Genomic DNA, 20,093 nt, shown 5'->3' with positions numbered 1-20,093 from the left:
CATGACGGGCATGACCACTCCCGCTCTTGAAACTCCCGCAGATTGGCCCTGGGATGCCATGCCTGACGATTTGCTCGATGCGTTGACGTCGTCGCTCGCGCGGCAGTTGGCCGCTGGCCCCGTGTACTTGCTGATCGATCCGATGTCCAGCGACGTTTCGCCGCCAATCGACACCCATCCACGCCATCCCGTGACCGGCGACGCTTTGCAATCGCCTGCGGAGCAGTTGCCTTACCTGGTCGAACTCCAGGATGCGAACGACCCCTTGCTCGCGCAGAGCATCGCCTGGGCCGCCGAAGAGCACTTGCGCGCCTGCGCGAACGGATGTGGCCCCTGCCGCATCGGCGGGTGGCTGCAGCCACACGCGCCGAATGACGGTGCCACGCTGGCTCGGCAGATCGGCGCGCTGCTTCAGGCGCGCAACGCGCCCGGCGGCGGTCACTATCTGCGCCTGGCCGATCGCCGCGTGCTGGCACTGCTGCACCGTCTTGAATCGCCGGCAATCGATTGGTCGCGGCAGTTGAAAGGCGTGGCGCACTGGATCTATCTCGATGCGAACTTCGCGCTCCAGATGTTGCACGGCCAGTCCGGCCCGGCCGTGAATCAACTGCTGCAATTGAACGCCGCACACTGGCAATGCGTGATCGAGGCTGAAGCCATCAACCGCAGCCTGATGGCATGGCAGGGCTTTCGTCACCCGCTGCCAGACGACGCCGTGGCGCAAGTGGTGGCACCGCTTGCTCGCGCACGCCGGCACGGCCTGCACGAGCCCCGGGATCTGGCCGCCTATGCGGCTGAAGCCTTGCGGTTTTCCGCCTTCGAGCAATACCCCGATCTGCCGGGTCGCATCGCGCGCTGCCTGCAAACGCAGCAGCCTCTGGCCGACAGGCTGCAAGCCCTGCGTGGGCATTGGACCGACAGCGACACCGCATCGCCGCGGCCGGGTCGCCAACCCTGATCGCGCCGCATCCACTGCTCCACCCTTTCCGAACACTCGCCGAACCCCATGACCTGCAAGATATGTGACAACAAGAGCGGCCAGTCGATCCTGTTGGTGCGGCCTACCGCTGTGGCCACGGACCCGGCAATCGCACCCCAGGGCATTGCCGCACTCGACGCGCATGCGGGCACCGTCAAGGCGTTCGGCCTACCGCCTCTGAAGGCGGAATCGAAATATGCCCTGCGCCTGCTGCGCCGCGAGGGGTACGTCTATGTATTCTTCCCTGGCGAGAAACCACTGGGCCAGATCAAGCCATGGCTGGCGTACCGTGTGTATAACCAGGGCGCCCTGATACCGGAGGGCTCGTTCGTCTTTGATCGCAGTGAATTCGCCTGCAGCACGAAGGGCACCCATCCACACGACGTGCGCACCCTCTGCATTGCTGAACCCAAGCGCATCGCCAAGGTATGGATCGGCTTCAGCATGAACTGGTGGAGTGACACGGTCAAAAGCAACGCAGCGAAAAACCCCAAAGCCGCCGGGATGGTCGAAGTGAACCTCGCGGGCGATCCGCCGACACACGGCTTCGCCGCCGATGCCGCATTTCTCAAACGACACGTGGCCGACTACGCGGTGCAGAGCCTGAAACACGGTGGCCTGGAAGAAGACGCCACGCCCTTCTACCCACCCGGCGACATTGCCGCGGCACAAGCTGCCCGCGCCCTGGTGGCTGTCATGCAACGGCAGAACGCAGGTCACGCAGGCAAGCCGATGGTGGTTGCCGTTCCTGACCCGGTCGGGTTGGCGGCGGACCTCAACGGCATTCGCATGGCGCGCGACAGGCGAGACAAGGAGGCGCTTCTGCTGCCCGAGGTCGCTTGGCCGCTGATGACCAACCAGTTGCTCTCCGGCCTCAAGGCGTCCATTGAGAGCGCGGCGATGGACGAGGCGCGCGCCACGCCGGACGGCCACGTATCGCAGAAACGCTGGAACGAACTGAAGGGCACCCCGTTTTACCGTGAGGGTGGCTATGAATGGTTTCCCACCCAAGGTACAGCCGCGGACGGCAGTCCCAACGGCAAGGCGATCAAGCCCCGCACCTCCGTGCACGAGCGGCGTATCGACGAACGGGGGAATGCCTACGGGTCAGCGCAATGGAAGCCTTTCGCCAGCCAGATCGATGCGGGCAAACACGAGAGATGGATGCAGGACTTCAAAACCCGGCGCGGTACCGAAGCGGATCGCCTGGCCCTGCATGAAAAAAACTGGCTTGCCGCGGCAAGCAGTTCCGCAACGCTCGGGTACTTCGCGACGCATTTCGACGAGGGCGACCCGAACAAACACACCGCGCCCACCAGCCCCGGCGCGATCTATGCGGGTGAAAGCCACCTGATTCACTACCCGCAGCCCTTGAGCACGGCCGAATGCTATGCGCAGTATCTCGAGCGGATGTTGGAACCGCCGATCACCGACCCGCACGCGGTGCCCTTGCGCGCGATGTTCGGAAACCAGAAGGACGTGATCTCCAGGGTGCACGCCATGCTGATCGGTGACGCCGACCGCGACAACGAAGACAACATGCGCGATAAGACGCTGGACATCTTCAAGGGGCTGGTTACCGCCGAATGGGGCCCGAAGTACAGCTGGATGAAGGCTGCTGTCATGGGCGTGAGCGGCGGGCACCTGGCCGCCATTGCCGCAGGCGCCTTGCAGTTCGGACTGAGCCTCAAATGGTCGGACGGTTTGACGATTCCGCAGAAGGCGCAGAAGTACTTGCAACGGCTGCCTGCGTTGGCTGCGGCCGAGCTGGCATTGCTGGACGCCATGCGCGCTGCCGCTGAAGGTGGCGCGTCCAGCCTTCATGTGGTCATGCGCTCCAACTGGCGAAAGGAAACAGTCCTGGCGACCATGGAGAGGAACCCGTTCGACTATTCCGAAGCCGACCGCCGAGCCATACGCAACAAGCCCGCAGGCAGCAGGATCGTCGTCCAACGGGTTGTCATGTTGGACGCCGGGTCCGCCAATATCGGCTTGATTCCGAACGAAACGGCACAACTGCCAGGGGCATCGCCGCGCAGCCGGCGCGGGCTGTCGATGGCGCAGTTCACTGAGCACGTGAAGGCTGCCGACTTGCAGTCCTTCGACAGCGCAACGGTCAAGAACGTCAAGGCGCACGTCGCGCAAGAGGCCGTCGACGCAAATGTGAAATCTCTCAGGACCGATCAATTTTTCGGTGGCGCCGTGATGGTCGTGCAAGGGTTGGGCCTGATCTGGTCGGTGCGCGATTTTTTCCAAGAGCTGGGCAAGGGAGACAACAGCAAGCTGTTCGACAAACTGCTCGGCGTGGCGGATGGTGTGGCGGGTTTTGTGGGCGGGGCGTTGGACCTCAGGGCTGCGAGCCTTCAGATTCAGATGGTGGAGGCGCAAGGGGCGGCGCGGGGTACTGCGATGAGCCAGGTCAGCCGTTCGCTGAGCAACTTGAAGGCAGGGGCGGCGATGACGGGTGTGGCGGGTGGTGTGCTGAATATGGTGATGTCGTTTCGCAAGATGCAAGAGGCGGATCAGAAGGGGGACGAGGCGTCATACCGCGGACACTTATACGCAGGAGTTGCGTTTGGGTTGAACAGCGTCGCAATGTCATTGATCGCAGCAGACTTCCTGACTCGCGGCGCAACCAACCGCGCCATCGGCGCGGCCTCGCAAAAAGTAGCGCAGACGCTGATCAAAAGAGGGCTGCAACGCGTCGTACTGACCGTCATCGCCAGCGCAAGTGCGGAAGCACTGGTGGCAGGAGTGGGGGTCTTCATCAGCGGTGCGGGCTGGGTGCTGTTGATCGCCGGTGTGGCCTCCACCATGTGGGCGGTCTTGTCCGAACGCTCCGAGCTGCAACGCTGGATCGCGCGGGGCTACTTCGGTCGTGACACTGAGGGGCGCTACGAGGACAAGGGCAGGGAGCTTCTGGAGTACCACATGATCACGGCGGAGATGGTCTACAAGCCCATGGCCGATGAGGAGAACCAACGCCTTTTCAAGAAGTATCCGGGGCCACCTGCTGCGCCAGCACCTCGACTACCACCGTTCGGAGGCGATGGCGTGGGCGGCTTTCGATGATTGGCGGCATCAACACCAGCGGGAGCAGCACCGACGAGGACCGCACCGATGGCAAGGTCATCGGGCTTGTGGAGCGCTATGCCAACAAAAGAAAAAGTGCCACCGGAGCAGCCGGACACGGGGGAAAGCTCACAGGCGTCTACCCAGATGCCATCGAGTTTCAGAGGGTCTACCTGACGGGGGGAGGGGGGTACTACCTGACGCATTGCTTCTTAACAGGTGTGCTTGGCACGTACTTATTCACTGCGTTTGTGCTAGAGAGCGCGATAAGAAACGAAGCGTACGGAGGTATGGCCTTCGCCTACATCGGCTCCTGGTCCTTCTTTGCATTCTTCGCCTACCTCGAACTCTTCGCCCCCGCCGACAGTCCTCTCTACTTCGACCGCAAGCATCGCAAGGTCTACAAGGTCACCCAGTCCGGTGTCCGTCGCTGGCGCTTCTTCGGTCATCGCAACTCCAGCCTTGTTGCTTACGACTGGGACCTGGTCGACGCCGAGCACCACGCCACGCTGCAAGCCAGTACAGCCACGGCCAGCCGCGTGCACCACCTTGTCTTCCTGGTGCGAAAGAGCAAGGACGACCCAACCATCGTCGACAGCTTCACCTTCGCCAGCGTCGACTTCGTGCCATCCCTGTGGGAGTACATCCGTCGCTACATGGAGCAAGGTGCTGCGCCGCTCGTGCAGGGTGAGTTCCCTCCGGTGTCGAACACTGGCGCGTATGTGCCCTGGAGTGACTTCGGTGCGGTCGTCCCCTTTCTTGACCAACCGGGGCGCCGTTGGAAAGAGCAGTCCTGGAAGACTTTGCTCAAGTACATCAGCATGCCTGTCACGGTGCCGCTGTATGTGCTGTGGTTGTTCTTCAACCGCCTGACTGTCTGGACCGCACAGAAGGTCGAGTGGCCGGAAGAGATCAAGCAAGCCATCGGTCGATTGATCAACGAACTTGACCTTCGCGCCGACCCTTACCGCAGGCTGCGCCCGGGCCCACCACCGGAGGTTTGATGCGGGCAGGACAGAACAACGTGAGCCGTCTTCAACGGGACTCGACTTCGACGCTGGTCTCCGGTGCGGGCTGGGTGCTGTTGATCGCCGGTGTGGCTTCCACCATGTGGGCAGTCTTGTCCGAACGCTCCGACCAGCAACGCTGGATCGCGCGGGGCTACTTCGGCCGTGACACTGAGGGGCGCTACGAGGACAAGGGCAGGGAGCTTCTGGAGTACCACATGATCACGGCGGAGATGGTCGACAAGCCCATGGCCGATGAGGAGAACCAACGCCCTCTCAAGAAGTATCCGGGGCCACCTGCTGCGCCAGCACCTCGACTACCGCCGTTCGGAGGCGATGGCGTGGGCGGCTTTCGATGATTGGCGGCATCAACACCAGCGGGCGCAGCACCGATGAGGATCGCGCCGATGGCAAGGTCATCGGGCTTGTGGAGCGCTATGCCAACAAAAGACAAAGTGCTGCCGGAGTAGCCGGACACGGGGGAAAGCTCACAGGCGTCTACCCAGATGCCATCGAGTTTCAGAGGGTCTACCTGACGGGCGGAGGGGGGGTTTATACGACGTATGGCTTCGTGTCTGGGGTGCTTGGCACGTACTTGTTCGCAACGTTCATGTTGGAGGGAATGATTAAGTACGAAGGCTACGGAGTTATCGCCTTCGCCTACATTGGCTCCTGGTCCTTCTTTGCATTCTTCGCCTACCTCGAACTCTTCGCCCCCGCCGACAGCCCCCTCTACTTCGACCGCAAGCATCGCAAGGTCTACAAAGTCACGCAGTCCGGTGCTCGCCGTTGGCGATTCTTCGGTCCTCGCAACTCCAGCCTTGTTGCTTACGACTGGGACCTGATCGACGCTGAACATCACACCACGCTGCAAGCCAGTACGGCCACGGCCAGCCGCGTGCATCACCTTGTCTTCCTGGTGCGCAAGAGCAAGGACGACCCAACCATCATCGACAGCTTCACCTTCGCCAGCGTCGACTTCGTGCCAGCCCTGTGGGAGTACATCCGCCGCTACATGGAGCAAGGCGCTGCGCCGCTGGTGAAGGGTGAGTTCCCTCCGGTGTCAAACACCGGCGCGTATGTGCCCTGGAGTGACTTCGGTGCGGTCGTCCCCTTTCTTGACCAACCGGGGCGGCGCTGGAAAGAACAACCGTGGAAGACCATGCTCAAGTACATCAGCATGCCTGTCACAGTGCCGCTGTACATGCTGTGGTTGTTCTTCAACCGCCTGACCGTCTGGACCGCACAGAAGGTCGAGTGGCCCGAAGAGATCAAGCAAGCCATTGGTCGATTGATCAACGAGCTGGACCTTCGCGCCGACACCTACCGCAGCCTGCGCCCCGGCCCGCCACCGGAGGTTTGATGCATCTGGTGTGGCTGCTCTTCAACTGCCTGGCGGTGTGGACAGCGCAGAAAGCCGAGCGGCCGGAAGAGATCGAGGGGCGCCATCGGGCGGCTGATCAACGAACTCGACCTGCGCACCAATACCTGCCGTAACTTGTGACCGGGTCCACCGCCCCAGTTCTGATCGATCTTGGGCGCCGGTGGCACTTTCCGGCCGCATCCTGCCAGAGCGTCAAGTCCACGACCGGCCCCGCATCTACTCCCTTCGCCGTACCCTCCCGCCCCACCTAGGCCATTAGCTAGGCCTTAAGGCGGATTTGCCTCCTGCCCCCCGCGCCGGAAACTTCGTGTTTCTTCTTACTTCCCGGCACCCTTGCCGTAGACGGAGTGCGGATGAGTTGGCGAACCAAAGTGGTCTGGAGCGAGGGGATGCTGTTGCAGCCTCAGCACCTGCAGCAAAGCGAGCGTCATGCCGATCATGCGCGGCATGTGCTGTTGCGCACCACCACGCCTTACGCCTGGGGATTCGCCGAGGTCGAAATCGACGCGGCGGCGCTCACGCTGGGCAAGCTGGCGCTGGTGCGGGCGGTGGGCATCTTCGGCGACGGCACGGTGTTCGACATGCCGGCGGTCGATCCGTTGCCCGAGCCCATCGACATTCCCGCGTCCATGCGCGACGAAGCCGTGGTGCTTGCACTGCCGCTGCGCCGCGCCGGGGCGCGCGAGGCCGACGCTGAAGAATACGAAGAGCTGGTGCGCCACCGCGTGCTGGAGTCGGACGTGCCCGACTCCAACACGGCCGGCGAGCGCACCGCGATGCTGCAACTCGGCCAGCTCCACACGCGCCTGATGCGCGCCAGCGAAGCGACCGACGCCTGGGCGACCTTGGGCGTGGCCCGCGTGGTCGAGCGCCGGGTCGACAACCAGGTGCAGCTCGATCGTACGATGCTGCCGCCGCTGCTCGACGTGGCCGGCCATGCGGTGATCCGCGCCTGGCTCGACGAGCTGCTGGGCCTGCTGCGCCAGCGCGGCGAGGCGCTGGCCGGGCGCATGACCCAAGGGGGCACGGGCGGCGTGGCCGAGATTGCCGACTTCATGCTGCTGCAAGCGGTGAACCGCAACGAGGCCATCTTTGCGCACCTGGCCAAGAGCGCGATGCTGCACCCGCAGCATTTCTTCGAGCACGCGCTCGGGCTGGCCGGTGACCTCGCGAGTTTTCGCGACACGCGCCGCGTGGCGCGCTTCGGGCCCTACATCCACGACGACCTCGCGCTGAGCTTCCGCCCGGTGATGGACGACCTGCGCCGCAGCCTGTCGATGGTGTTCGAGCAGTCGGCCATCCGCATCGACCTGCACGACCGCAAGCACGGCGTGCGCGTGGCGGTGGTGACCGATGTGGAGCTGCAGCGCAAGGCGACCTTCGTGCTCGCGGTGAACGCGAACATGCCGAGCGAGGCGTTGCGTGCGCGCTTCCCCACGCAGGTGAAGATCGGGCCGGTCGAGCGCATCCGCGACCTCGTGAACCTCGCGCTGCCGGGCGTCACGCTGACGCCGATGCCGGTGGCGCCGCGGCAGATTCCCTTCCACACGGGCGCCAACTACTTCGAACTCGAAACGCGCAACAGCGACCTGTGGCGCCAGCTCGAGCAATCGGGCGGCATCGCGATGCACATCGCTGGCGATTTCCCCGGCCTCGACCTCGCGTTCTGGGCCATTCGTTCCTAGCCGCCTGTGGCTGACGGAAACGGAACATCACCATGAGCACCCCTCCCGACCCCTTTGCCGCCTTCGAGTCCGAGCGCACGGTCATCAAGCCCAAGCCGCGCACGCCGGGCGGCGCACCGCCGGCTGCTGCGGCTCCCGCGCCGTTCTTCGGCGGTGCCGATCCGACGCCCGTGGCCGAAGTGGGCGAGATCGGCCTGCTCAATCCGCTGGTCTCGGCCGCGGGCAAGCTGCTGGTGCTGATCGGCAAGCTGCGCAACCTCGCGCAGCCGCCCAACGTGCCGGCGCTGCGCGCGTCCACCGCCGATGCGGTGAACCAGTTCGATGCCGCGGCGCGCCGTGCGGGCGTGGGCAACGAGTCGGTGCTGGCCGCACGCTACGTGCTGTGCACGGCGCTCGACGAGGCCGTCGCCAACACGCCCTGGGGCGTGCAGGCCGGATGGAACAAGCAGAGCTTGCTGGTGCAGTTCCACAACGAGACCTGGGGCGGCGAAAAGGTGTTCCAGCTGCTCGCCAAGCTCGCACAAGATGTGCCCACGCACCGCCAGCTGCTCGAGCTGATCTACAGCGTGCTCGCGCTCGGCTTCGAGGGCCGCTACCGCGTGGTCGACAACGGTCGCGCGCAGCTCGACTCGGTGCGCCAGCGCCTGGCCGACCTGATCGCCAAGGACCGTCCGGCTGTCGAGCCCGAGCTGTCGCCGCACTGGCGTGGGCAGGGCGCGGGCACGGTGCGGCTGCGCGAGTCGCTGCCGCTGTGGGTGTTCGCGGCCGGCTTTGCGCTGCTGCTGGCGCTCGCGTGGTTCGGCCTGCGGCTCACGCTCAACCACCGCTCCGACACCACCTACGCGGCGGTGTCGAGCCTGCGCGTGCCCAACATCCAGATCGCACCGCCCGCCGCACCGGCCAAGTCGCCGCGGCTCGCGCGCTTTCTCGAGCCCGAGATCAAACAGGGTCTGGTGACGGTGACCGACGAAGCCGACCGCAGCGTGGTGCGCCTGCGCGGCGACTCGTTCTTCGGTTCGGGCAGCGCCGAGCCGATGGCCGCGTCGCTGCCGGTGCTGCGCCGCATCGGCCAGGCGCTGGCCGAGGTGAAGGGCGAGGTGCTCATCACCGGCCACTCCGACAACCAGCCGATCCGCTCGCTGCGCTATCCGTCGAACTGGCACCTCTCGGCCGCGCGCGCCGATGCAGTGAAAGGTGCGCTCACGACGCTGGTCGAGCCCGCGCGCATGCGCTCCGACGGCAAGGCCGACGCCGAGCCCGTGGTGGCCAACGACACGCCGGCCAACCGCGCGCGCAACCGCCGCGTCGACATCGTGCTGCTGACCGAACCCGAGCGCGTGGCCGCTGCTGCTCCCGTTCCAGGAGCAACGAAATGATCAAGAAAATCTTCGGCTTCCTGTTCAGCCCGCTGCTGCTGACGCTGCTCGCGCTCATCGTCGTCGCGCTGCTGATCTGGTGGATCGGCCCGCTGGTGAAGATCGGCTCGCTCGCGCCGCTCGAAGGCGAGATGACGCGCGCCATCGTCATCGGCGTCATCGTGCTCATCGTGGTGCTGCGCGCGCTGTACCGTCGCTGGCGCGCACGCCGTGCCAGCCAGCACCTGACCGACGGCCTCATGAAGGCGCCGGCCGCCGCCAAGACCGGTGCACCGGTCGACGGCGAACAGAAGATCCTCGACACGCGCTTCAGCGAAGCCGTCGCCACGCTCAAGCAGATGCGCCTGCACGCCGCCGGCAAGAAGCCGGGCTGGCGCGACTGGCTGTCGATCTCGGGCGGCAGTTATCTGTACGACCTGCCGTGGTACGTCTTCATCGGCGCACCGGGCGCGGGCAAGACCACGGCGCTCGTCAACTCGGGCCTGAGCTTTCCACTGGCCGAGAAGTTCGGCCCCGGCGCCATCCGCGGCGTGGGCGGCACGCGCAACTGCGACTGGTGGTTCACCGACGAGGCCGTGCTCATCGACACGGCCGGGCGCTACACCACGCAGGACAGCCACCAGTCGGAAGACAAGAGTGCATGGGAAGGCTTCCTGGGCCTGCTGAAGAAGGCGCGTCCGCGTCGGCCGTTGAACGGCGTGTTCCTCACCGTGAGCGTGGGCGATCTGCTGAGCCAGGGCCCCGAGGCGCGCACGCAGCTCGCGGCGTCGATCCGCGCGCGGCTGCTCGAGCTCGACGGCAAGCTCACCACGCGACTGCCGGTGTACGTGCTCGTCACCAAGAGCGACCTGCTCTACGGCTTCACCGATTACTTCGACGACCTCGGCAAGGAGCAACGCGCGCAGGTCTTCGGCTTCACGCTGCCGGCGGACGAGAACGTGCAGCTTGAAGAGAAGGGTCTGTCGGCCGCGTTCCACCGCGAGTTCGGACTGCTGCACAACCGCATCAACGACGGCCTCATCGCGCGCATGCAGCGTGAGACCGACGGCACGCGCCGTGCGGCGATCTTCGGCTTTCCGGCGCAGTTCGGGTCGGTCGGCCCGCTGCTGTCCGACTTGCTCGAACAGGTGTTCACCGGCTCGCGCTTTGCGCAACCGCCATGGGTGCGCGGCGTGTACTTCACCAGCGGCACGCAAGAGGGCAGCCCGATCGACCGCGTGATGGGCAGCCTGGCGCGCAGCTTCGGCATCGAGCGCGCCATGCTCGCGCCGCAGAAGTCGAGCGGGCGCAGCTACTTCCTCACCGCGCTGCTGCGCGAGGTGGTGTTCCCCGAGCAGCGTCTCGCGGGCGCCGACGTGAAGCTGGAGCGCCGCCGCAACACCCTGCGCCTGGCGGGCGTGGCCGCGATGACGCTGGTCACGGTCGGTCTGCTCGCGGCCTGGGGCTACAGCACCTGGCAGAACCACAACTACCTGAAGTCGGTCGAGGCGCGCGTCGAGCCCGCGCAGAAGACGCTGGCGGCGCTGCCGACGCGCGTGCAGAACCTGGTCGAGGTCGCGCCCGTGCTGCAGGGCCTGCGCGACATCTGGAAGACGCCCGACAACCGCCTGGGCGACGAGCCGCTGTCGATGACGCTGGGCCTGTACCAGGGCGACAAGCTCGACGCCGCCGCCATGCTCACGCACCAGCGCGCGCTCAACGACGCCTTCCTGCCGCAGATCGCCAAGCGCATCGAAGACCAGCTGCGCACCGCGCAGAAGGACAACCTCGAGTTCACCTACGAGGCGCTCAAGAGCTATCTGATGCTCTACCAGCCCGAGCGATTCGACCCCGAGGCGCTGAAGGCCTGGATCACGCTCGACTGGGCGCGCAACCTCGACCGCGGCATTCCCGAAGACCAGCGCAAGGCACTCGAAGACCAGCTCGACGTGCTCATCGCCCAAGGCCCACCGCGCTCGCCGCTGAAGATGGACGAGAACCTGGTGCGCAGCGTGCGCGCTGTGCTCGCGAGCTACCCGCTGGAGCAGCGCGTGTTCAGCCGCTTGAAGCGCCAGCGCGCCACCAAGGACATCCCGGGCTTCAGCGTGGCGCAGGCCACCGGTCCGTCGGGCCCGCTGGTGTTCGAGCGCATCAGCGGCAAGCCGCTGAGCGAAGGCGTGCCGGGCATGTTCACCTACGACGGGTACCACAAGCGCTTCCAGAACGAGGTCGTGGTGCTCACCGGCCTGCTGGCCGCCGAGGACCCGTGGGTGCTCGGGCAGGACCGCAACGCCAGCGAGCGTTTGCGCGATGCCGCAGCGCTCGGCGCGCTCACCGACCGCGTGCGGCGTCTCTACCTCGAGGAGTACGTCAAGCAGTGGGAAGCACTCTTGGCCGATGTGCGGTTGATCCGCGTCAGCGGCCTGGAGAAGAACATCGAGACCGCCCGCATCCTGTCCGGTGTCGATTCACCGCTCGCGAACTTCTTGCGTGCGGTGGTCAAGCAGACCACGCTGATCCCCGCGGCCGATGCCAACAAGGACGTGGTCAGCAAGGCCTCCGAGACCGTGCGCAACACGCGCAAGGGTCTGGAAGATCTGTTCGGCAGCGACCCCGGCAAGCAGGTGGCGCCGGGCAAGCGCATCGAGAGCATCGTGGACGATCGCTTCGAATCGCTGCGCCGCCTCGTCACCGCGGGCGGCCCGAACCAGCCCGCGCCGATCGACGATGCGCTCAAGCTCTTCAACGAGGTCTACGTGTACCTCAACGCCGTCGACACGGCCGTGAAGGGCCGCACCTCACCGCCGCCCGGCGACGTGGCCGGCAAGCTCAAGTCGGACGCGGGCCGTCTGCCCGAGCCGGTGCGCAGCATGATCGAGAACCTGAGCCAGACCGGCGCCGCGCAGGCGCAGGTGGCCGAGCGCGGCAACCTGAGCCAGGACCTGCGCCCCGTGACCGAGTTCTGCAGCCGCGCCATCGCGGGCCGCTACCCGTTCGTGCAAAGCAGCAAGCGCGACGTGCTGCCCGAAGACTTCGGCCAGATGTTCGGCGCCGGCGGCCTGATGGACGACTTCTTCCAGAAGCGCCTGGCCGCGCTGGTCGACACCAGCACCCGGCCGTGGCGCTACAAGCCCGTGGCCGAGCGCGGCGCCATCACCACGCAGGCGCTGGCGCAGTTCGAGCGCGCGGCGCGCATCAAGGACATCTTCTTCCGCGGCGGTGGGCGCGGGCCGTCGATGCGGCTGGACTTCAAGCCGGTGGAGATGGACGCGGGCATCACGCAGTTCATCCTCGACGTGGACGGGCAGCTCGTGAAGTACGCGCACGGGCCGGTGGTGCCGATGGCGGTGCAGTGGCCGGGGCCGAAGGGGAGCAACCAGGTGCGCGTTCAGGTGAGTCCGCCGTCGACCACCGGGAGTTCGGGGTCGGCGATGGATGGGCCTTGGGCTTTGTTTCGCACGCTGGACGATGGGCAACTTGAAGCGGGTGACGCGCCGGAGAAGTTCTTCATCACCTTCCAGGTGGGGGCGCGGAAGACGCGGTTCGAGGTGACGACGAACAGCGTGCAGCATCCGATTCGGTTGAAGGAGTTGCGGGAGTTTTCTTGTCCGGAGGGGTTGTGAGCTTGGCCTCTTCTTCCTCTTCTCTCTTCGTTTCTGACGAACTTCCTGGCTGGTTCGGGAAGTTGCCGGGGATGGGGGACTTTGCGCATCGGCGGTTGCCGGAGGCGTTTCGCTCGGTGTGGGACCCGTGGTTGCAGCGCGGGTTGGCTCGCCTGAAGGATCGGCATGCGGATTGGACTGCTCACTACCTGGAAGCGCCGGTGTGGTGCTTTGCGCTGGGGCGCAGGTGGTGGGGAACGGGCGTGGATGGGGTGTTGATGCCTTCGGTGGATGGGGTGGGGCGGTACTTTCCGTTCACTCTTGCGGTTGAGTTGGATGAGGGCGTTGCTTCTGGTGTTTTGAGTGGGGAGGCGCTTGCTGCTGCGTTGCGGTGGTGGGCGTTGGGGACGCTGGCTGTGCTTGAAGGGCTTGAGAGTGATCTGGATGCGTTGCGGTTTGATGCGGCGCTGGGGCGGCTGTTTGTTGGTGCTGCTGATGAGCCTTCCGCTGATGACCGGTCGCTGGAGTTGCCACTGGCGGGGGCCTCGCTTTGGATGGAGACGCCAGGCTTGGAGGGTGGGGTTCGGATGTTGGCTACGGGGTTGCCTCGGGATGTGCAGTTCGATGCGCTGTTTCTGGGGAATGAGGGCGGTGCTTTCTTTTGCTTTCCGAGGCCGGGTCTCGCCCCGGCGGGCGACTTACTTTCTTTTGCTTCGCCAAAAGAAAGTAAGCAAAGAAAAGGCGACCCCACTGTCTGCGACCCTTCGCTTCGCTGCGGGCAACCTGCGGTGCTCGCGTTTCGCGGGGTCTCGCAGAACTCGCTTCGCTCAAACAGCTGCGAGCCCTGATCCGCGAAACGCTGCGCTCCTCGGCGCAGCCAGAGGGGTTTGGACACCGGACGGGCCGTCGCTTCGCTCGGCTTGGGATCGGGCCTTCGCTGCGCTCGGCGGGACTTGCTCCCTCTCTCCTTGGGGAGAGGGCGGGGGTGAGGGCATCGGCCTTTGTGCGGGCCAGGCGATGTTTCCGTGCCGTCGGCCCTCACCCCAACCCTCTCCCAGAGGGAGAGGGTGCCAGTCAAACGGCGAAGCGAAGCCCGGCGTGTCTTCAAGCCCAGAGGCGCCCATCCCCGCCGAGCGAAGCGAAGGCCCGTGGGCTGGCCGAGCGAAGCGAAGGCCTGCTGGACCCCAAAGCCCTTCTGTATGCGCCGAGGAGCGCAGCGTTTCGCGGATCAGGGCTCGCCCTTGTTTGAGCGAAGCGAGTTTGGGCGAGACCCCGCGAAACGTGAGCACCGCAGGTTGCCCGCAGCGAAGCGCAGGGACGCAGACAGCAGGGTCGCCTTTCTTTTGCCTACGTTTCTTTGGCGAAGCAAAGAAAAGTAGGTCGCCCGCCGGGGCGAGACCCGGCCTCGGAAAGCAAACCCAAAACGGCGTTCACCTAGCAGGAGCAGGTCAATGACCGACAACGCCCTTCCCCCGGAAGACGACCGCACCCGAGTCGTCTCCCGCCCCGTGCCCCTCACGGGCAACAGTGACAACGCAAGCACCGACACAGGCGCCACAGTCATCACTGCCGGCGGCTTCACCACAGCCTCAGGCACCCCAGTCACCAGCCCAGCAACCGCAACCCACGACGCAGGCCTCCTCCCCGTAGGCAGCCGCCTCGCCGAATTCGAAGTCACCCGAGTAGTCGGCCAAGGCGGCTTCGGCGTCGTCTACGAAGCCTGGGACCACACGCTAGAGCGCGTAGTAGCCATCAAGGAATACCTCCCAACCTCGCTATCCACAAGACAGCAAGACGGCACCGTAGTCCCCCTCTCAGAAAGACACAGAGAAACCTTCGACCTGGGCATGCGCAGCTTCATCAACGAAGCCCGCCTCCTCGCCCAGTTCGACCACCCGTCCCTCCTCAAGGTCTACCGCTTCTGGCAAGAAAAGGGCACCACCTACATGGTCATGCCCTTCTACAAGGGCGACACCTTGCGAGAGGCACTCGTAGCGATCCCGGCAGGCGTCGACGAAGCCTGGCTCACCCGCATCATGGACGGCGTCACGCAGGCCCTCGCCGTGATGCACAGCGCCAACTGCTACCACCGCGACATCGCCCCCGACAACATCATCCTGCTCGAAGGCTCCGGCCGCCCCGTGGTGCTCGATTTCGGCGCCGCGCGCCGCGTGATCACCGACAAGACGCAGGCGATCACCGTCATCCTCAAGCCCGGCTACGCCCCCATCGAGCAGTACGCCGAGATGCCCGACATGTCGCAAGGTGCGTGGACCGACGTCTACGCACTCGCCGCCGTGATGCACGTGGCCGTGTGCGGCCGTGCGCCGCCGCCGTCGGTGGCGCGGCTGCTGTCCGACAGCTACGTGCCGCTCGCGGGCAACGACATCCTGCGCCAGCGCTACAGCGACCGGCTGCTCGCAGCCATCGATGCGGGCCTGGGCGTGCGGCCCGAAGCGCGACCCCAGTCGATGGCCGAGTTGCGCGCGGCATTGGGCCTCGAGGTCGGTCACAGCATCGCGCCCACGCCGCGCACCTTGCCACCGTCGGGTGCACGAAGCAGTCAGTCGGGTGCCGATGCACCCACCGTGATCGGCACGGCCCACATGCCGAAGCCCATCGCCGCGAAGGCATCTGTCTCTACGAGCAAGAGCGGCGGCAGCAACAAAGCCGTCCTCGGCGCAGTCGCCGCCGCCGTGCTGGTCGTTGCAGCGGGCGGCGGTTGGTGGTTCCTCGGCCGCTCGGGCGGCGAAGGCGATGCGGGCAAGACGGCGCAAACCGCCACACCCGCACCACCGCCCGACACCTCCACCCAGGTCGCCGAGGCCCCACCACCGCCTCCACCTCCACCGCCCCGAAGCCACGCACCCCGTTGAATCGCTGCAATCCCTGGCGACCGGCGCCGCCCCGGGCTTCGAAGTCACGGCCACGCCGAAGAAGGCCGAGGTCGCCATCGGCAAGGACAAGCTGGCCTTCGAGGTGCGCAGCAAGCGCGACGGTTTCGTCTACGTGTTCCTGCTGTCCAGCGGCGGCGAGATGTTCCTGCTGTTCCCGAACCTGCTCGACAAGTACAACAAGATCACCGCCAACGCCGCGCTCGCGCTGCCGCGCGCCTCCTGGCCGATGGACGCCGGCGGGCCGGCCGGCACCAACCAGTTCGCGGTGCTCGTGAGCGAGCACGAGCGCGACTTCGGCGCCTCGGGCGTGCAGAACGAAGGCGTGTTCCCGCAGTTCCCGCTGCCGGTGCTCTCGGCACTCGAGGCCACACGCGGCACCGGGCCGTCGCCGTTGCTGGGCAAGCCGGTCTGCGCGCCGGGCGCCACGCCGTGCAACGACGTCTATGGCGTCGCGAATTTCAAAATCGTCGAGAAGTAATCGTCTGTAGAGCGTCGGCCGCTTTCGGCCCCATTCCACGACACGACCAGGAGACTCTCATGCACACGTCACCGTCGCCGCACTTTGCGCTCCCCCTCTGCCGCACGGCCGCCGTGGTCGCGCTGGCGCTGCTGGCCGCTTGCGCCAACACGCCGCCGCCCGCCGCGAGCAGCGCCGCTCCCACGACCACCGCGACCGACACGGCACCTGCCGCACCCCGTCCCACGGGCGGCAGCGTGGCCGGGCAGGCGCGGACCTTCTCGACCCAGCTCGCCACCTACACCTCGGTCGGCTTCGACGCCGTGCCGGGCTGGGCGCGCGACGACTTCTCGGAAAGCTGGCCGGCGTTTCTGGGCAGCTGCAGGGTGCTCAACGGCCGCGGCGCCGAGTGGAAGGACGTGTGCGACCGCGCGCTGAAGGTCGACGGCAAGAGCACGCAGGCGATCCGCGGCTTCTTCGAGCGCGAGTTCTCGGCCTACCAGATCCGCGACGACGACCGCAAGCCCGACGGCGTGGTCACCGGTTATTTCGAGCCCGAGATCGCGGGCAGCCGCACCTACGTTGCGCCGTTCATCTACCCGGTGTACGGCCAGCCCGAGGACATGCTGTTCGTCGATGCACGCAAGCTCCCGGCCGGCAGCGGCACGGTGGCCGCCAAGGTCGAGGGCCGCAACGTGATCGTGCAAAGCGGCCTCAGCACGCGCGACATGGGCGCGCCCGGCCTCTATGCGCTCGACCTCTCGGCCATCACCCGCGACACGCTCGACCGCAAGGTGCGCCTGCGCATCGACGGCAAGCGCCTGCTGCCGTACTACACGCGCGAAGAGATCGAGACCAAGGGCGCGCCCAACGCCAAGGTGCTGGCCTTCGTGAGCAGCGCCACGGCGCTGTACGAGATGCAGATCCAGGGCTCGGGCCGCATCAAGCTGCCCAGCGGCGAAGTCGTGCGCGTGGCGTACGCCGAGCAGAACGGCCAGCCCTTCCGCCCGACCATCGCGCAGGCCGCCAATGGCAAGCCGCGCAGCGCCGTGAAGGTGCGCGGCGATTCGCTCGAGCTGACGCTGGACGACGGCGACGACGAAGACACGGGCGCCGTCGACAGCAGCGTGATCCGCACGCGCGGCTTCACGCTGGCACGGCCCACGGCCAGCGGCGCGGTGGTGGTGCCGGGCCGTCGCACGGCGGGCGCGGTGGCCGGCTCCGGCATCAAGGACCCGAGCTACGTGTTCTTCAAGGAATCGACCTCGCCCGCGGGCGGTCCGGTGGGCGCCTTCGGCGTGCCGCTGTCGGCCGGTCGCTCGATCGCGGTCGATCCGCGCAGCACGCCGCTGGGCTACCCGGTGTTCGTGTCGACACGCACGCCTGGCAGCGGCGCGCCCATGCAGCGCCTGACCATCGCGCAGGACACCGGCGGCGCGATCCGCGGCGCGGTGCGGGCCGACTACTTCTTCGGCAACGGCCAGCAGGCTGCGACCAACGCGCGCCGCATGAAGGAGCGCGGGCAGCTGTGGATTCTTCTGCCGCGTGGCCTTGCCGTGGCGCAGGCGGCGGTGTCGGGTGCGATCCGCACGCGCGGCGGCCCGGTCGGCGCCAACCTGCCGCAGTGCCTGGTGCCGACCGAGGGCGTCTGCGTCGACGACTGACCTCACTTTTTTCGAACCCCTTGGCCCTTCATGCAGGAAACCCTTTCGTCCGCAGAGAGCTCTGAACTCGTCCGCCTCTGGCGGCGCCGGCAGACGCTGTCCTCGAACGACATGGGCACCATGTACCGCATCGTGGGCGATGCGCTCGTGGCCTGCAACCCGCCCGAGCTGCAGGTGCTGGGCGAGGGGCGGCAGGAGCTGGTGGCGCAGTTCATCTACGTGAAGGTGCTGCGGCTCGATGCCGACCCTGATGAATCGGAAGAGCGCGCCGGCCACAGCGCACCGTCGACCGCCTTCGCGCTGTGCGCGTACTTTCGCCGCTACCTCATCGACTGCACGCGCGCCAGCGCGTTCCGCCGCAAGGTCTCCATCGGCGACCAGATCACCGAGGCCCAGCTCGAAGACGAACTCGGCCCGGGCGAAGACCTCGACGGTTGCCTGGCCGAGCACGGCCTCAGCGCACAGGCCGTGCAGCTGGCGGCGCGCGCCTTCATTGCCGGGCTGCCCGAGCCCGAGCGCATCCTGCTGTGCGAGGGCTTCGGGCAGGAGGCCGAGGGCGGGCTGTCGGGCATCGCCTCGCGCCACGCCATTGCCTCGTACCACTACCGCGCCGGGCGGCTGGGCCTCGTGCACAAGCGTGAAGGGCTGGGCGCCGGCTATGCGCAGACCCGCATCGGCAGCTGGATCGGCCAGACCCTGGGCATCGCCATCGAGGCGGACAACATGGCGGCGATCCTGCAGGTTTTCAAAATCCTCGGGGCTGAAGCGTCTTATGTCTGAAGACATAGCCATTCAGGAACAGACGCCATGACCACCGACCTCTGGCCCCCGCTCAGCGTGATCCGCCATGCGTTCGAAACCGGCGCACCGCCGGGAGACGCGCCACCCGGCGTTGCCACCGTCGCGATGCCGCACAGCAGCAGCAGCGCAGGCGCGGGCACGCCCGTCGTGTCGGATCTGCTGCTCCCCTTGACCGAATTGGCCCGGCGCCGCGAGGCTGTCGCCCGGCGCGCCTTCACTGCGCGCTGGGCGCCGGGCCGCCTTGTGAGCGTGGTGCACGACGGGCGCCTGCTCGGCGTGCTGCTCGACCGCTGCATCCATGGCGACCTCTGGCAGGGCTGGATGGCCGCCGGCGAGCCCGACTGGGCTTCGGACTTCGACGTGTTGCTGGAGCCCGACGACGAGCCCTTCGAGCCGATGTTCGGCGTGGTCCAGGCGTGGAACGTGCTCACGCTCGAACCCAGCCCGCATCTGGCCGCGCGCGTGCTCGGCGAGGTGTCGGCCACGCGGCTCGCCGCGATCCGCGCGGTGCATGATGAATGGGCCGCGCACGCGGCGTCGGCCATTGCACCGGAGCCTGGGCGCATTGCGTTGCGTGCCGTGGGCGGTGCGTTCTCGGTGCTGTCGGGCACGCCGCTCGGGCCGCAAGACCCGCGTGTCGATTACCAGGCGCTGTACCGCGATGCGGGTTTGCAACTCGGTCGTGCGCCGGCGCAACCGCAGGAAGAAACGCCCGCCGCACCGTCGCCATCGCCCGCCCGGCCGTTGCCGCGGCCCGAAGACGGCTGGTGGGGAAGCATCCGACGTTGGTTCGGCGCCGAAGGCTGGGCGCGTCCGGCGTTTGCGGCGGTGGCGCTGTTCGCGGTGATCCAGAACGTGGGGCTCATCAGCGGGCGCGGTACGGCGGAAGACGACGAGGTGCGTTTTCGCTCGGTGCCTGTGGCGCCGGTTGCGGCGCAGGCGAATCTGGTCGTGCGCTGGAAAGACGGCGTGCGGATCGATGAAGCCGACCGCTTGTTGCGCACGATGTCGGCCGAGGTGGTCGGCGGGCCGGATGCGAACGGTGTCTGGCGGCTGCGCGTGGCCGATCCGGTGGGTGGGCTGTCGGTGCTCGCGTCGTCGCCCTTGGTCGCATCGGCTGGGCCGGCTTCGGAGCAGCGATGACACGCGCCGCGCGCCCCCCGTCTTTCTCCCTCCCCGCTGGGGAGGGC

The 20,093-nt window shown here is 66.7% G+C and carries 12 protein-coding genes and 1 pseudogene; all 13 read left to right on the top strand.

Features of this window, described 5'->3' with window-relative positions; genetic code table 11:
• Window position 1 precedes the first annotated feature (1 nt).
• On the top strand, window positions 2-958 hold the full coding sequence (locus GFK26_RS04330; RefSeq protein WP_153280918.1) for a DUF4123 domain-containing protein: 957 nt from the start codon (window positions 2-4) through the stop codon (window positions 956-958).
• A gap of 48 nt (window positions 959-1,006) precedes the next feature.
• A complete protein-coding gene (locus GFK26_RS04325) occupies window positions 1,007-4,051 on the top strand; it encodes a T6SS effector BTH_I2691 family protein (protein ID WP_153280917.1) in 3,045 nt (1,014 codons plus the stop codon).
• Window positions 4,048-5,055: a DUF6708 domain-containing protein gene (locus GFK26_RS04320; protein ID WP_153280916.1), complete on the top strand. Its 1,008-nt coding sequence runs from the start codon at window positions 4,048-4,050 to the stop codon at window positions 5,053-5,055. The genes GFK26_RS04325 and GFK26_RS04320 overlap by 4 nt, the downstream gene beginning before the upstream one ends.
• 20 nt (window positions 5,056-5,075) lie before the next feature.
• A complete protein-coding gene (locus GFK26_RS04315) occupies window positions 5,076-5,417 on the top strand; it encodes a hypothetical protein (RefSeq protein WP_153280915.1) in 342 nt (113 codons plus the stop codon).
• The gene (locus tag GFK26_RS04310) at window positions 5,414-6,421 is read left to right on the top strand and encodes a DUF6708 domain-containing protein (RefSeq protein ID WP_153280914.1); all 1,008 of its coding nucleotides are present in this window, start codon (window positions 5,414-5,416) and stop codon (window positions 6,419-6,421) included. Before GFK26_RS04315 ends, GFK26_RS04310 begins: the two co-directional genes overlap by 4 nt.
• Window positions 6,422-6,795: 374 nt before the next feature.
• Window positions 6,796-8,127, top strand: a complete 1,332-nt coding sequence (gene tssK / locus GFK26_RS04305; protein ID WP_153280913.1) for a type VI secretion system baseplate subunit TssK — start codon at window positions 6,796-6,798, stop codon at window positions 8,125-8,127.
• Between the two features lie 32 nt (window positions 8,128-8,159).
• A complete protein-coding gene (locus GFK26_RS04300) occupies window positions 8,160-9,503 on the top strand; it encodes a DotU family type VI secretion system protein (protein WP_153280912.1) in 1,344 nt (447 codons plus the stop codon).
• Window positions 9,500-13,105: a type VI secretion system membrane subunit TssM gene (tssM, locus tag GFK26_RS04295; protein ID WP_153280911.1), complete on the top strand. Its 3,606-nt coding sequence runs from the start codon at window positions 9,500-9,502 to the stop codon at window positions 13,103-13,105. Before GFK26_RS04300 ends, tssM begins: the two co-directional genes overlap by 4 nt.
• A 2-nt stretch (window positions 13,106-13,107) precedes the next feature.
• On the top strand, window positions 13,108-13,932 hold the full coding sequence (gene tagF, locus GFK26_RS04290) for a type VI secretion system-associated protein TagF (RefSeq protein ID WP_228121911.1): 825 nt from the start codon (window positions 13,108-13,110) through the stop codon (window positions 13,930-13,932).
• Between the two features lie 603 nt (window positions 13,933-14,535).
• Window positions 14,536-16,459 (top strand): annotated as a pseudogene (locus tag GFK26_RS04285) (protein kinase domain-containing protein).
• 59 nt (window positions 16,460-16,518) lie between these two features.
• The gene (locus GFK26_RS04280) at window positions 16,519-18,102 is read left to right on the top strand and encodes a murein transglycosylase A (protein ID WP_153280909.1); all 1,584 of its coding nucleotides are present in this window, start codon (window positions 16,519-16,521) and stop codon (window positions 18,100-18,102) included.
• A gap of 111 nt (window positions 18,103-18,213) precedes the next feature.
• A complete protein-coding gene (locus GFK26_RS04275) occupies window positions 18,214-18,882 on the top strand; it encodes a hypothetical protein (RefSeq protein WP_228121908.1) in 669 nt (222 codons plus the stop codon).
• A gap of 27 nt (window positions 18,883-18,909) precedes the next feature.
• Window positions 18,910-20,046, top strand: a complete 1,137-nt coding sequence (locus tag GFK26_RS04270) for a hypothetical protein (RefSeq protein ID WP_153280907.1) — start codon at window positions 18,910-18,912, stop codon at window positions 20,044-20,046.
• Window positions 20,047-20,093: the final 47 nt, after the last annotated feature.

It is taken from the genome of Variovorax paradoxus (genome assembly GCF_009498455.1).
Lineage (GTDB): Bacteria > Pseudomonadota > Gammaproteobacteria > Burkholderiales > Burkholderiaceae_C > Variovorax > Variovorax paradoxus_H.
This window is presented reverse-complemented; position numbering and strand designations above follow the sequence as displayed.